Raw genomic sequence first — 13,771 nt, forward strand, 5'->3', positions numbered from 1 at the left:
CTGTCGCAGCCCGTCCGATTTGTTCGATCTTGTGGAACGAAACCGCCGACGAGCCGCAACTTTCGCCTCTTACATGAAAGTTTCAGCGGCGCGGCATCGTCCTCCCAGATTGTCAGGGCGAACCGATCGCGGTGTTTGAGGTCCCGCGGCCCGCGTGCCTACGGTGCCGACATCCGCACAGTGATCCGGTCAAGGAGTCCATCATGCGCGCCCGCGTCGTCCCTGCCCTGATTCTGGCTCTGCTCGCGCTGGTCGTCACCGCTCCCGAGGCGCGCGCCCAGGTGGTGGGCGGCTTCGACTTCTCCCGAGCGCAGGTCTCCGTCACGGGCCTTCAGGTGCCCTGGGGCCTGGCGTTCCTGCCGGACGGCAGCGCGCTGGTATCCGAACGCAACACCGGACGCATCCTGCAGGTGCGGCCGGGCCAGACGCCCACGGCGGTCGCCACCATCAGTGGGGTGAGCGCCTCGGGTGAGAGCGGCCTGCTCGGCATCGCCGTGTCGCCCAACTACGCCCAGGACGGCTGGGTGTACGCCTACTTCACGAGCACCGCCGGGGACAACCGCCTGGTCAGGCTGCAACTGACCGCGCCTCAGACGCAGACGGTGCTCTTCTCCGGGGTCCCGAGCAACACCTTCCACGACGGCGGCCGCATCGCCTTCGGGCCGGACGGCATGCTCTACGTGGCGACCGGCGACGCCGGCGACTCCGCCAACGCTCAGAACGTCAACAGCCCCGCAGGGAAGATCCTGCGTATGACGCCCACCGGCGGTGTGCCCGCGGACAATCCGATCGCGGGCTCCCGCGTCTGGACCTACGGCCACCGCAACGTCCAGGGCCTGACCTGGGACTCCCAGGGCAGAATGTACGCCGCCGAGTTGGGGCAGAACACCTGGGACGAGGTCAACCAGATCGTCGCGGGCTCCAACTACGGCTGGCCGACGTGCGAGGGCACATGCACCAACCCCTCCTTCCGCAACCCGATCGTCACGTGGACGACCGCCGAGGCGTCGCCGAGCGGGCTGGCCTGGGCCAACAACACGCTCTTCGTCGCCGCGCTGCGCGGCCAGCGGCTCTGGACGGTGCCGCTGACCGGCGCCGGTACGCCCGGCACCCCGCTGGCCGAGTTCCAGTCCGCCTACGGGCGGCTCCGCACGGTCGCGGTCGGGCCGGACGGCTGGCTCTGGGTGACGACCAGCAACAGGGACGGCCGCGGCACCCCGGTGGCGCAGGACGACCGCATCGTCCGCGTCCCCCCGGCCACCACCGGGGGCGACACCACCCCGCCGACCGCGCCGACCGGCCTCGCCGTGTCGGGGACGACCTCCACCGGCACCACCCTGACCTGGACCGCCTCCACCGACAACGTGGGCGTGACCGGCTATGACGTCCTGCGCGCGCCGGGCGCGTCCGGCGGCGCCTTCACGCAGGTGGGGACCTCGGCCACTACCTCGTTCGCCGACACCGGGCTCACCGCGAACACCACGTACCGTTACCAGGTTCGGGCCCGCGATGCGGCGGGCAACCTCTCGCCGGTGTCGAACTCGGCGACCGTCACCACCACCCCGGGCAGCGGGGGCACCGGCGGATGCTCGGTGACGGTGACCGTCCAGTCGCAGTGGGGGAACGGGTACGTGATCCAGCCGGTCACGGTCACCAACACCGGCACGTCCGCGATCAACGGCTGGACGGTGACCTTCACGCTGCCGAGCGGCCACGCCGTCACCGGCTCGTGGAATACCACGCTGACCGTCAGCGGGCAGACCGTCACGGCGAGGAGCGCCGGGCACAACGGCGCGCTCGGCCCCGGCCAGAGCACCACCTTCGGCTTCCAGGCGGGCCGGCCGAACGGCGACACCCAGACGCCGTCCGGCTACCGGTGCACGAGCCCCTGAGTCACAGCCACGCCTGAGAGAATCGGCGCGCCACCCGGCATCGGCGGGGGTCAATCCCCCGGCGACCGCCGGGTGGCGCGCCGGCCCGTCCATGACCAGGCAGGCATCGCGTTCAGTAGGCCGACCGCGATGACCGGCCGCTTCTTTCTGATCAAGTCGAGGGTCTCGGCCTGCCGCCGGTGCTCGCGCACTGGTCGACCCCCACTGTCGGGACGAACTTTCTGGTCTGTGTCGCACCGCAGGCGCTCGCCGTGCTGGCGGCGCAACTCGCACGAGGAACCGGTCAGCGCTGGGAGATGTACGCGGCGGCGGCCGCTTTCGTGCTCGGTCTGGTGCTGTACGGCGTGGTGGTGTGCCGTTTCGACTTCCGGCAGGTGGTGCTGGGTGAGGGCGACCAGTGGGTGCTGGGAGGTGCGCTGGCGATCAGCGCACTCGCCTGCTCGGCGCTGCTGGATGCCTCGGCCCGGCTCGGCGCACCGGAGGCGACGCGAACCGCCCTGCACATCTGCATGTCGTGGCTGGGATGGGCGGCTGCCGCAGCCTACATTCCGCTTACTGTTGCGGAAGCGATTCGACCACGTCTGCGATTCGACGTGCGGCGCTGGACACGGGCGGCCAACTCTACCGTGCTGGAGTCGCCAGCCCCAGATCATGGGCGACGCGCGTACCAAGATCGGCGTCTATCTTCGTCAAATAGTTGTTGACCGCGCGTTCCTGGATGAAGCGTTCCACTCCCTGGCTTAGGTGGGAGACGATGTTTCCGGCCAGGTGGTCCCGATCGGTCGGCGTCATCACCTGGCGGTAGAGCGTGCCGGGCTGGATGAAGTCGTCGTCGTCCTTGTGCGCCTCGTAGGCCGTGCGCATGATCTCGGCGGCCTCCACAAACCAGCTCGGGTCGTGGTAGCGCTGTGGGTCGGCTCGCGGGCCGCCGTAGCTGTTGGGTGCGTAGACGGGCTGGGCGTCGCTGTGGTGGTAGCGCATCGGGCCGTCTTTGTTGTAGTTGTGCACCTCGTTGATCGGCCGGTTCACCGGCAGCTGCGCATAGTTCGGGCCGGTGCGATAGCGGCTGGAGTCGGCGTAGGCGAACATCCGCCCCAGCACCATCCGGTCTGGGCTGGGTCCGATACCCGGGACGAAGTTCGCTACGTCGAACCCGGCCTGCTCGATCTGGGCGAAGAAGTTCTCGGGGTTGCGATCGAGCACCATCCGGCCGATGGGGATCGTCGGGTAGTCCTTGTGCGGCCAGACCTTGGTCACGTCGAAGGGGTTGAAGCGGTAGTCGGCCGCTTCCTCATACGGCATGATCTGCATCCCAAGGCGCCAGGACGGGTAGTCCTCGCGGGTGATCGCCTCCCACAGGTCACGCCGGTGGTAGTCGAGGTCCTCGGCGCGCATAGCCTTGGCCTCAGCGTCGGTCATGTTCTCGATGCCCTGCTCCGTCTCGAAGTGGTACTTGACCCAGAACTTCTCGCCTGCGGCGTTCTCCCACATGTACGTGTCGCTGCTGTAGCCGTTCATGTTGCGCAAAGTGCGTGGCGTACCCCGGTCGCTCATCAGGATCGTCACCTGGTGGGCCGACTCGGGCGAGAGCGTCCAAAAGTCCCATTGCATGTTGTTGCTGCGCATGTTGGTGTCGGGCAGGCGCTGCTGGGAGTGGATGAAGTCCGGGAACTTCATGGGGTCACGTATGAAGAAGACCGGCGTGTTGTTGCCGACGAGGTCGTAGTTGCCCTCTTCGGTGTAGAACTTGAGCGCAAAGCCGCGCACGTCGCGGTCGGTGTCTGGGTAGCCCTCTTCGCCGGCCACCAGCGACAAGCGCGCGAGCATCGGTGTGCGCTTGCCGATTTGGTTGAGGAAGGCGGCCTTGGTCCATTGGCTGACGTCGGCGGTCACCTCAAAGTAGCCGAAGGCGCCGCTGGCCTTGACGTGGTACACGCGATTGGGGACACGCTCGCGGACGAAGTGGGCCAGCTTCTCGATCAGGTAGGCATCCTGCAGCAGCACAGGGCCGGCGGGGCCGGCCGTGAGTGAGTACTCATCGCTGGGCACGGGGATACCGGAATCCGTAGTCGTGTTCGGTGGTTGATCACTCATTCCCTTCGGCCCTACCCCTCTCGAAGACATGGTTCATTCGCTCTGATACGAAGCGGACCCTTATACAGGCCTCTCATCACGCAGCACGCTGGCCTGGACGGTAAGCCAGATCCATCGAGCTCAGTTCCGCGAGGGCCGCCGCTGGCCGAGGTCGCGGTCAGACACGAGATTGCCGCCGAATTCCCGCCGCGTGTCGCGTATCCGTCTTCGCCATACCCTCGCGCTAGAACACCACACCGACGAACACACGGCGGCCAGCGAATCCTTCGCAGCGGTGCTCGAAGTCGACCAACCGATAATGAATGCCGCATCGGGCCTGACTGGGAGCCGATTAAAGCTTCCGTCATCATACTTACCGGTGATCCCCTGAGGATGGGGTCGCGTACCGATAAGAAGGTAGGGATGATGACGGCTATATCGGAACAAACGCAGAGCGCGTAGGATCCCAACGAGCTGAAAGATCAGGTGCACGATTATTCGCCGCCAGAAGAAGATGCCCATCACCTGGTCGTTGACCACGTTCAGACCGCCGGCCGACAGCATCCGGATCAGGTCGTAGGCGCGCACGCTGCCGGTGGTGAGCGACCCGGCCACCCGCACCATGTCGCCCCAGCGGGCCCGGGTCCGGTCCAGGCGGATGGTGTGGCGGGACATGTGCTCCAGCGGCCCGTACACCGCACGGGTGTTGGTGCGCCAAAGCCGGGTGTCGGCCAGGTCGGCGATGCGCGGGGAGAACTGGTAGCCGCAGATCGCGAACAGCCCGAACACGATGTCGGAGTAGGAGCCGGTGTCGCTGATCACCGTCTCCGGTTTCGGGCCACCGTCCAGGTTGAAGATCGCGTCCAGGATGAACAGCGAGTTTGCGCAGCGTGCCGGGACCGCACCACCGGCCTGGGCGAGGCCTTCGCCCACTACGGGCGCATCTTCAAGACGTTGCACCTGCTGCAGTTCCTGAACGACGGCGGGCTACCGCAGGATGATCGGCACCCAGCTGAACGCGCAAGACTGCCTCAGAATCAATGGGACGCAACAACCACCACCGAGGCCGCTACCTGCCTGGTCTGCTCGGCGCCGATCGCCCAGGCCCGTACCGGCCGAATACCGTGTGAGCGAGGTCCAGACGCCCGCGCCTTTCACGAGCCGGCTCCCCCTCCAGCAACCGGAACGGGCGGCCGCCATCCGGCTACTGTTGCTCCGCATGACCCACACCGAGATCGAGATCAGCGCGGAGCTGGTGCGAGATCTGCTGCGCGACCAGCACCCCGACCTGGCCGATTACCCGTTGCGGCTCGGCGCGCGCGGCTGGGACAACCAGCTATGGCGGCTCGGCGACGACCTCGCCGTCCGGTTGCCCTGGGCGACGCAGTCTGCGGACGCGCTGCTGCGCAAGGAGCACACCTGGCTGCCCGTCCTCGCCCCTCGCCTTCCGCTGCCGGTTCCCGTCCCGCAGCGCCTCGGCAAGCCCTCCGCGCGGTTTCCGCGACCCTGGATCGTCACCACCTGGGTGCCGGGCGAGCCTGCCGACCGCGCCCCCGTCACGCGCGCCACGGAGGCTGCCGACGTCCTGGCCGCCTTCCTGACGGCACTTCACCAACCTGCCCCCGATGAGGCGCCCACCGGCCGGGACCGCGGGGGTCCGCTGGCCGACCACTCCGAGGGTTTCGCCAAGCAGCTCGCCTCGGCCACCGAGCTGGGGCTCATCCCCGACCCGGACGCCGTCCGCGCGGTCTGGGAAGACGCCGCCGCCGCGCCCGACTGGGCCGGCCCGGCGCTATGGCTCCACGGCGACCTGCATCCGGCCAATGTCCTCACCGCGGACGGCACCTTCTGCGGCGTGATCGACTTCGGCGACCTCTTCGCGGGCGATCCGGCCTGCGACCTCGCCGCCGCGTGGGCTCTGCTGCCGGACGGCACCGCCGACCGCTTCCATCGCGCCTACCAGCCGGCCCCGGACGCCGCGACCCTGCGCCGCGCCCGCGGATGGGCGGTGGGACGCGCCCTCACCGGCATCCTCATCGGAGACGCCGGCGTCCACGGCCGCCCAGGCGGCAAGCCCACATGGGCCCCACCCGCCCACGCCGCACTGCGACGCCTCATCGCAACGGCCCACCGCTGATCAATCGCTTCCCCACGCGCTCGAATACCTTCGCGCCCGGCCCATGCTCGGCATGCCGGGATCTACTTGCCCAACGTGGCTTAACGACCTTCATGCGGCTGACCAGCAAGTTCGCTTGGCAACCCAGATAACGATGGAGAAAGAGGGCCAGGACGACGAACTCGTGGAAGACGCCGTGGTGATCCTGCCACCGCCGCACAACGGCGACCCCGCCGGCAGGCAGGTCGAACGTCTTAATGACGACATCAGGGTCACCCGGGTCGGTCGCGTTGACGCCGAGCGGCCAGACCAACCCGCCGGCCCGGCCGACGGCGCCCCCGCACTACCAGGCAGCTCGAAGGCGCTGACGGCTGGATCACCACAGGGAACAGTGGCTACATGGACCTGGACATTCTGGCCAAAGCCCGCATCCGCATCATCAGGGGCGACACACCGGCCCAGGACCCCATCCCGCAGGCACTTTCCGCTTAACCTGCAGAAACAGGATCACGCGAAGGTCAACTCATACACCACTCGCGTGGACGTGACCTCATCCGGACCGGGCGCTCGAAGGACAGACAACTGGGGGAATCATGCCTGTATACGACCGCACCACGATTCCGGAGTCCGTCGGGCGGGGAACCCTCGATCCGGAGCTCGCCGCCTGGTTGCCGAACGGCCCCACGCTCGGCGCGGACGTACCGATCGCCCAGGGCCGGCGGGATCACACCGTGCTGGGCAAGGGACCATGGCCGGACATCGGCTCGGTCGAGCACCTGGTGCTGCCCGGTCCGCACGGGTCGCTGACCGTGCGCCGACACACGCCGACGGCGCCGACGAGCGACCCAATCGGGGCCCTGGTCTACATCCACGGCGGCGGCTTCACCTACGGCACCCTGGATGAGTTCGAGACCGCGATGCGGGTCATCGCCCAGCGCGCCGGGATCGCCACCTACGTCGTGGACTACCAGCTCGCGCCGGAGGCGAAGTACCCGGTGCAGATCGAGGAGATCGAGTACGCCGTCCGCTGGCTCTTCGACCACGCCGCCGAGCAGGGGGTGGATCCTGAGAAGATCGCGCTCGGCGGCGACTCGGCGGGCGGCAACATGACGTGTGTCCTCGCGCTGAAGCTGCGCGACGAGGGCGGCCCGCGGCTGGCGCTGCAGGTCCCGTTGTTCCCCGAGGCCGCCTTCCCCGCCGACACGCCCGCCGGCAGTGAGAACCGCACCGGCCTGTACCTGGAGACCAACGGCATCTACGAGATGGTCCGCAACCTGCTCAAGAACACCGACGACAGCCGCGACCCGTACATCACCCCGATGAACGCGGCCTCGCACGCGGACCTGCCGCCTGCGATCCTGGTCACCAACGGCTTCGACCCGCTGCGCGACGTCGGCCACGCCTACGCCCGCAAGCTCGCGGCGGCCGACAACGGCCTGACCTACGTCCACAACCCCGATCTGACGCACGGGTTCCCGCAGTTCACCCGCTACTCCAAGGCATGCCTGCAGGCGACCGAGGAGCTGGCCGACCTCATCAAGGCCCGGATCGGCTGACCCGGCGACGGTTACATCGCCCCTGCCTCAAGCAGGTCATTCCATGCCGTCCCCGCAGCGCCGTCGCGTATTTGATCACCTGGTCGTCCGCGCACGATCCGTCGCTTGAGCTGGGCAGGGCACCGGCAGTACATCCTCGCCGACGTCTGGACCATTCCGCCGGCCCCACTGCCGATCTTGCTCTGGCAATGGGTCCGAAGGATGGCAGTAGTCGGCCATCAGGTCGGTGGCACGCCGACGCCTCCGCCTGAAGCGGTGCTGACATCCCGGTCGTCTGCCGGTAGGCGGCCGGTCCCGTCGGGACCCCCTGCGGCGCGGACGGCGCGGGCGCCCGCCGCACGCAGGTACGCCAGCAGCTCCGGCGGCTCGTGCACCTGGAACTCGCAGCCGAGCATGAGCAGCCGCGAGGCCAGCCACTCCAGGGTGTCGGCGCGCCCGTGCAGGCGGCAGCTGTGCTCGTCGATCGGCTGGACGTCGCCCGGGACGGTGCCGAGCCGCTGCGCCACCTGGCCGGCCGGAAGACGCAGGGTCGCCAGCACCTCGTAGGTGGGTGCCGACGAGTACAGCCTGTCGGTGATGAAGGCGGCCGCGTCCTGCTCGGGCGACTCGCGGGGCGGGACCCGCACGCCGGTCGGCCGCGGATCACTGATTCGGTCGACGCGGAAGGTCCGCCAATCGTCGCGATCGTTGTCGTAGGCCAGGAGGTACCAGCGGCGTGCGGCCGCCACTAGACGGTACGGCTCGACCAGGCGTCTGGTCTCGCTCCCGTCACCCGTCTGATAGGCGAACCGCAGGCGTTCGCGGTTGGCGGCGGCGCCGGCGAGCACCGTCAGGTTCTGCGGATCAACGCTCGGCCCGTTCCCGGTCAGCATCGGGACCAGGGCTGCGGCCAGCGCGACGACCCGGTGCCGCAGCCGGGACGGCAGCACCTGCTCCAGCTTGGCCAGGGCCCGCACGGACGCCTCCTCCATGCCGTCCACCGGAGTCCCGGCCGCCATGCGCAGGCCGACCGCGATGGCCACCGCCTCCTCATCGTCCAGCAGCAACGGTGGCATGGCCTTACCCGCGGCGAACCGGTAGCCGCCCACCGCCCCCATCGTCGCCCGCACCGGATAACCCAGCTCACGCAGGCGATCGACATCCCGGCGGATCGTACGGGGGCTGACCCCCAGGCGCCCGGCCAGCTCGCTGCCGGGCCATTCGCGCGGGGTCTGCAACAGGGACAGCAGTTTGAGCAGTCGTGCGGGGGTGTCGCTCATGGGGTCCATCATGCCCGGCCATATGGGACAGGAACTGACCTACATGCTTCCTACTCTCGCTCATGTCACCGCGACGCACCACCCGGGCCTGCCGGGAACGGCGTGGCGGGATCCCGCCCGCCGCGCGGCGGGCGTACCCACTGAGGAGAGTCATGAGCACCGAGGTCCGCCCCTTCCGCATCGATATCCCCCAGGCAGACCTGGACGAGCTGCGCCACCGGCTGGCCCGCACCCGGTGGCCCCGGCAGTTGCCCGGCGAGGAGTGGAGCCGGGGCGTCCCCGCCGGCTATCTCAAGGACCTGGCCGAATACTGGCGCAGCGGATACGACTGGCGGCGGCACGAGGCGCGGCTGAACGAGTTTCCGCAGTTCATGACCGAGATCGACGGCCAGGACATCCACTTCCTGCACGTGCGTTCCCCCGAGCCCGACGCCCTGCCGCTCATCCTCACCCACGGCTGGCCGAACTCGTTCGTGGAGTTCACCGACCTCATCGGCCCCCTCACCGATCCTCGCGCGCACGGCGGCGACCCGTCTCAGGCGTTCCACGTCGTCGTGCCGTCGGTGCCCGGGTTCGGGTTCTCCGCGCCGCCGCGCGAGACCGGCTGGAACGCCACGCGCGTGGCGCGGATCTGGGCGGAGCTGATGCACCGCCTCGGATACGACCGCTACGGCACCCAGGGCGGGGACTTCGGCGCGTACGTCGCCCCGGAAGTCGCCAAGGTCGCCCCGGATCACGTGATCGGCGTCTATGTCATCAGCGGGCTCGGCTTCCCCACCGAAGACGACGTTCCCGAGATGACCGACGACGAGCGGGCGGCCTACGCGCAGCTTCAGAAGCAGGACTGGATGAGCGGCGTGGACCATCATGGGCTGCTGCGCGCGGCGCCCCAGACCTTCGCCTACGGATGGCACGACTCCCCGGTCGCCGCGCTGGCCTGGATGACGCAGAAGTTCAAGGAGTTCACCACCGCCGCGAAACCGCCGGAGCAGGTGATCGATCGCGACCTGATCCTCACCAACGTGAGCCTCTACTGGCTCACCGGGACGTTGGGAACCTCATCCTGGCCCTACTACGACAGCACGGGCTTCGGCTGGCCGGAGGGTCAGACGGCGGCGCCGACCGGCGTGTACAGCGGACCGCCCGGAATCCGCCGGCTCGCCGAACGACACAACACCATCGTTCACTGGCCGGAAGACAATCCAGGCGGCCACCACTTCGTCGCCATGGAGCAGCCCGATCACGTCGCCGCCGACATCCGCGAGTTCTTCGGCAAGGTCCGCTGACCTTCGCCCGCGGCCGCGTCTCTCACGCCCGGTGACCCGGCCGCGCTGCCCCCTTTCGTTTCTGTGATCAACCCGGATGCCGGGCCCAAGCCCGAGGTCGTCACGACCGACCAGGCCAGTGACAGCGACATGGTGTTCGGGATCTTCTCCATGCTCGGCTACCGGTTCGCGCCGCGCTTCGCCGACCTGGGCGACCAGCGGTTCTTGGCGCTCCGAGCTGCCCGACGGCTCCACCGGCGACTACGGGGTGCTGGAGGCGATCGCCCGGAACAAGGTGAACACCAGGAAGGTGATCACGCTGTGGCCGGACATGCTCCGGGTCGCTGGTGACCAACCAAGTCCGCGCCTACGACCTGCTGCGCATGTTCGCCCGCCAGGGCCCAAGGCATCCAGCGTGGGCTCGCGCCGGAATCCAATTGCACCTGACTCCTCCCCGGCTGACCGATGTCTCCCGGGCCATGGAACTGCTGCTGAGCGGCCGGATCTTCAGCGGCACCGAGGCCGTCGAGATGGGCCTGGTCTCCGCCGGCACGCGAACGAACTCGTCGCTCGCCTGCGCGCATCACTGTGGGAAAACAGGCGACCGCCCGTCACTTCCCCGCGGCAAGGTCGCGATCCACGATCACCGCCACCTTGCCCGGTACGCCACCGCCCGCCTTCAGCGAATGCAGTCCCGCATTGATCGCCTCGACGGTGCTGTCGATGGTCTGGCTGACGTGCGGGACCACAAGTCCCTGCGTCGCCCACTCCATCGCCAGAGCCATCCCGCGCTGGAGAAAGGCATGCGCCTCGCTGTCGAGCGTGGCGGGTTCGGAGAAGTAGCGCAGCAGATTGACGTTGACATGCTTGGCGCCCCGCTCGGCCAGGATGGCATCCACCGGGCTGTGCGTTTCCATCAAGCGTGTCGTCTTGCCGGGGCCGACGCCGAGCACGATCCAGCTGCCGCCCCGCCGGACGGTCTTCGCGGTCTCGACAAAGCCCTGCTCGCTGTAGGTGGCGTCGAAGACGAGGTCAACGCCCCGCCTACTGATCAGCTTCGCGATTTCGGCGGCGATGTCGTCGCTCTTATAATTGAAAATGTGATGGGAGCCGGACTGCCGGGCCAGCGCCATCGATTGCGGCGTGCTGCCGCTGCTGATGACTAGTCCGGCCCCCAGGGCACGCGCCGCCATCTGCACGGCGAGATGCCCGACGCCGCCCCCACCGCCCGGGATATAGACCGTGTCACCGGCCTGGACGGCCCGGTAAAGACCCACGAAAGCGGACAGGAAGCACATCGGAAGCGCCGCCGCATCGCGGAAGCTCAGGGATGGCGGCTTGGGGACGGTGAGGAATTGGCGTGCGACGGCATAGCCGCCTTCCCCTCCGCTCCCGCCCGTTGCGACCCAACCGCCATCACCGTTCAAATCGGCCATGGCGGCCACCGCGTCGCCGACGGCTATGCCACTCACACCATTGCCCACGGCGACCACGACGCCCGCGAGGTCAAGACCGAGAACGACGGGGGGCGTCCGTCCCATGAAATTGAGGTCGGCCAGCTTGTACTCCAGCGGGTTGAGCGACGAGGCGGCGACGCGGATCAGAACCTGGTCGGCCGCCGGCTGCGGGACGGGAACACGCACCGCCTCAAGCGGCAGCCCAGCTCGGTCTCTTGTGTAACCGACGCCGAGAAACGTCTCCGGAATCGTCTGAGTCTGCTTCATGTTTCGCTCCCATCTGATGACCTGCCGGCCCACGACGGCCGACAGGACGGGCGCGATTTCGCGTTAGATCTCACTATCCACGATCACCCACGAGGTCGAGCCATCGTGCGGCGATATCGCCCGCTGAGCGCAGGAGCCGTAGTGCCCGGGCTCTGGCCGAGTCGTCGCTGTCGGAGCTGATCCCCAGTTCGACAGCAGGTCTAGGTCGGACCGGAACTGTCAGCGAAGTGCGGCAGAACCATCTCGACCAGTGCGGCGACGTCGGCGTTGACCATCGGCTCGCCGGTCATGCCCATCCGGTGGAGCAAGGTTCCGACGACGACGTCAATGAAGAGTAGGACCCGGTCCTCCGGCTCGCCGAGCGCGTCCTGGAGCGCGAGCCGGTACGGGTCCTGGAACTGCGCGGACAGGACCTCGCGCAGGGCCGGATCGCTGACGGCGTCACTGAACACGCCTGCGAACGCGTCGCCCACCCCGGGCTCGCTGATCTTCGCCGCGGTCCAGCGGATGGTCGAGGACATGAGCTCGGCTCGACTGGCGCCCTCCAGCGGCACCGGGCCGAACGCGTCAAGGAGGCAGTCCACGATCAGCGCGCCCTTCGACGGCCAGCGACGGTAGATCGTCGTCTTCGCAACGCCGGCCGCGGCGGCGATGCGGTCGACGGTGGCACGCGCGTAGCCGAGCTCGTGGACCGTGCGCAGCGTTGCGGCGAAGACGACGGCGTTGACGCCGGAGCGCGGGCGACCGGGTGGTCTGGCGGATGTGCTCGCTCGGGTCATGCCCACACGATAACCTCTTGCGCTACTATCGGTATCGCTACTTGAAGTAGCGAAACTATTGGACTGAGGAGGAGACATGAGCGAGGTCACCGGTACGGAGCGGCCGCCGCTGGGCATCCGGTTGCTGCATGCCCTGGGAAGGGAGCCGGACTGGTTGGCGATGACGGCCGAGGAACTGGTCGCCTTGCGCGACGCGGTGAACCGCAAGCGCGCGTCCCGTCTGGCGCGGCTGATCAGCGGGTTTCCAGACCGCGGCGCCACGATCCAGTGGCGGGAGGTGGCGCTGCCCGGCCGCGGGCTCCGGGTCCGGGTGTACCGGCCCTCGCCCGGGCGCGGCGGCGAAGGCGCCGACCGGGCCGGCCTGCCACTCGTGCTCCACGTGCACGGAGGCGGGTTCGTGGGCACGGCGGTGCAGAGCGACTGGGTGAACAGCCACCTCGCCGCGCGACTGCCCGCGGTCGTCGTCTCGGTCGAGCACCGCCTCATCGACCCGGAGACTCCGCTGTCGGCGGCCGTCGACGACGGTTGGGACGTACTCCGGCACGTGGTGCAGCACGCCGCGCAGTGGGGAGTCGACCCGGCACGGACCGCCGTCTTCGGTGAGAGCACCGGCTCGATGGTCACTGCCCTGGCCGCGATCCGGGCCAGAGAGTCCGGCCTGCTCCTGCGGGCGCAGGTGCTGGTCAACCCCGCTGTCGACCTGACCTCGACGGGGTTCGACCACGCCTCGATGAGCCAGCACGCCCACAGCCCGACCCTCACCATGACGCAGATGCGGCTGTTCCAGCGGCTCGCGGTTCCGCCGGGAAAGGATCCTCGTGCGGTGTCGCCGCTGTATGCCGACGACCTGAGCGGGCTGGCCCCAGCGCTCGTGGTGGTGCCGACCCTTGATCCGGTGGCCGATCACGGCCGCTGTTACGCCGAACGACTGCGGGCGGCCGGGACGCCCGCGCGGCTCACCGAGTATCGCGGAGCGACGCACGCGTTCCTCAGCATGCCGGGCGTGGTGCGGCAAGCGAAGGCGGCGCGGGCGGAGATCGTCGAGTTCCTCCGGGGCGCCCTCGCTGGGTGACGGGTCCCGGCCTGCCGGTTTCTGTTCCACATCAT

The 13,771-nt window shown here is 68.7% G+C and carries 11 protein-coding genes and 1 pseudogene; 7 read left to right on the forward strand and 5 right to left on the reverse strand.

Annotated elements, in window-relative coordinates:
* Nucleotides 1–203: 203 nt before the first annotated feature.
* Together OG589_RS20075 and OG589_RS20080 are read left to right on the forward strand one after the other, a co-directional pair.
* Nucleotides 204–1,892: a PQQ-dependent sugar dehydrogenase gene (locus OG589_RS20075; protein ID WP_405151202.1), complete on the forward strand. Its 1,689-nt coding sequence runs from the start codon at nt 204–206 to the stop codon at nt 1,890–1,892.
* A 179-nt stretch (nt 1,893–2,071) separates the two neighbouring features.
* Nucleotides 2,072–2,596, forward strand: coding sequence for a hypothetical protein (locus tag OG589_RS20080; protein WP_405151204.1), 525 nt, complete (start codon nt 2,072–2,074; stop codon nt 2,594–2,596).
* Here OG589_RS20080 and OG589_RS20085 read toward each other — a convergent pair.
* Nucleotides 2,514–3,986, reverse strand: a complete 1,473-nt coding sequence (locus OG589_RS20085) for a catalase (protein WP_405151206.1) — start codon at nt 3,984–3,986, stop codon at nt 2,514–2,516. The two genes, OG589_RS20080 and OG589_RS20085, sit on opposite strands and share 83 nt — an antisense overlap.
* Before the next feature lie 120 nt (nt 3,987–4,106).
* Nucleotides 4,107–4,925 (reverse strand): Tn3 family transposase, encoded by an 819-nt coding sequence (locus OG589_RS20090; RefSeq protein ID WP_405151208.1) that lies wholly within the window; start codon nt 4,923–4,925, stop codon nt 4,107–4,109.
* 259 nt (nt 4,926–5,184) lie between these two features.
* Between OG589_RS20090 and OG589_RS20095 the strand changes: the two genes are divergently transcribed.
* Together OG589_RS20095 and OG589_RS20100 are read left to right on the forward strand one after the other, a co-directional pair.
* Nucleotides 5,185–6,102 carry an aminoglycoside phosphotransferase family protein gene (locus OG589_RS20095; protein WP_405151210.1) on the forward strand — a complete coding sequence of 306 codons (918 nt, stop codon included), beginning with the start codon at nt 5,185–5,187 and terminating at the stop codon, nt 6,100–6,102.
* 572 nt (nt 6,103–6,674) lie between these two features.
* Nucleotides 6,675–7,637 (forward strand): alpha/beta hydrolase, encoded by a 963-nt coding sequence (locus OG589_RS20100; protein ID WP_405151212.1) that lies wholly within the window; start codon nt 6,675–6,677, stop codon nt 7,635–7,637.
* 218 nt (nt 7,638–7,855) lie between these two features.
* On the opposite strand, the gene OG589_RS20105 is transcribed toward OG589_RS20100, so the two are convergent.
* Entirely contained in the window at nt 7,856–8,896 is a 1,041-nt protein-coding gene (locus tag OG589_RS20105; RefSeq protein ID WP_405151214.1) for a helix-turn-helix transcriptional regulator, read from the reverse strand.
* 152 nt (nt 8,897–9,048) lie between these two features.
* Here OG589_RS20105 and OG589_RS20110 point away from each other — a divergent pair, with 152 nt between their 5' ends.
* Both OG589_RS20110 and OG589_RS20115 read left to right on the forward strand, forming a co-directional pair.
* Nucleotides 9,049–10,182 (forward strand): epoxide hydrolase family protein, encoded by a 1,134-nt coding sequence (locus OG589_RS20110; protein ID WP_405151216.1) that lies wholly within the window; start codon nt 9,049–9,051, stop codon nt 10,180–10,182.
* Between the two features lie 69 nt (nt 10,183–10,251).
* Nucleotides 10,252–10,556, forward strand: a pseudogene (locus OG589_RS20115) (Tn3 family transposase); the annotation flags it as partial.
* 216 nt (nt 10,557–10,772) lie between these two features.
* Here OG589_RS20115 and OG589_RS20120 read toward each other — a convergent pair.
* Together OG589_RS20120 and OG589_RS20125 are read right to left on the reverse strand one after the other, a co-directional pair.
* Nucleotides 10,773–11,885, reverse strand: coding sequence for a zinc-binding alcohol dehydrogenase family protein (locus OG589_RS20120; RefSeq protein WP_405151218.1), 1,113 nt, complete (start codon nt 11,883–11,885; stop codon nt 10,773–10,775).
* A 200-nt stretch (nt 11,886–12,085) separates the two neighbouring features.
* Nucleotides 12,086–12,664, reverse strand: coding sequence for a TetR/AcrR family transcriptional regulator (locus tag OG589_RS20125; RefSeq protein ID WP_405151220.1), 579 nt, complete (start codon nt 12,662–12,664; stop codon nt 12,086–12,088).
* 76 nt (nt 12,665–12,740) lie between these two features.
* Between OG589_RS20125 and OG589_RS20130 the strand changes: the two genes are divergently transcribed.
* Nucleotides 12,741–13,736 (forward strand): alpha/beta hydrolase, encoded by a 996-nt coding sequence (locus OG589_RS20130; protein ID WP_405151222.1) that lies wholly within the window; start codon nt 12,741–12,743, stop codon nt 13,734–13,736.
* The last annotated feature ends 35 nt before the right edge of the window (nt 13,737–13,771 follow it).

The sequence above is a fragment of the Sphaerisporangium sp. NBC_01403 genome, assembly GCF_045040145.1.
Taxonomy (GTDB): domain Bacteria; phylum Actinomycetota; class Actinomycetes; order Streptosporangiales; family Streptosporangiaceae; genus Sphaerisporangium; species Sphaerisporangium viridialbum.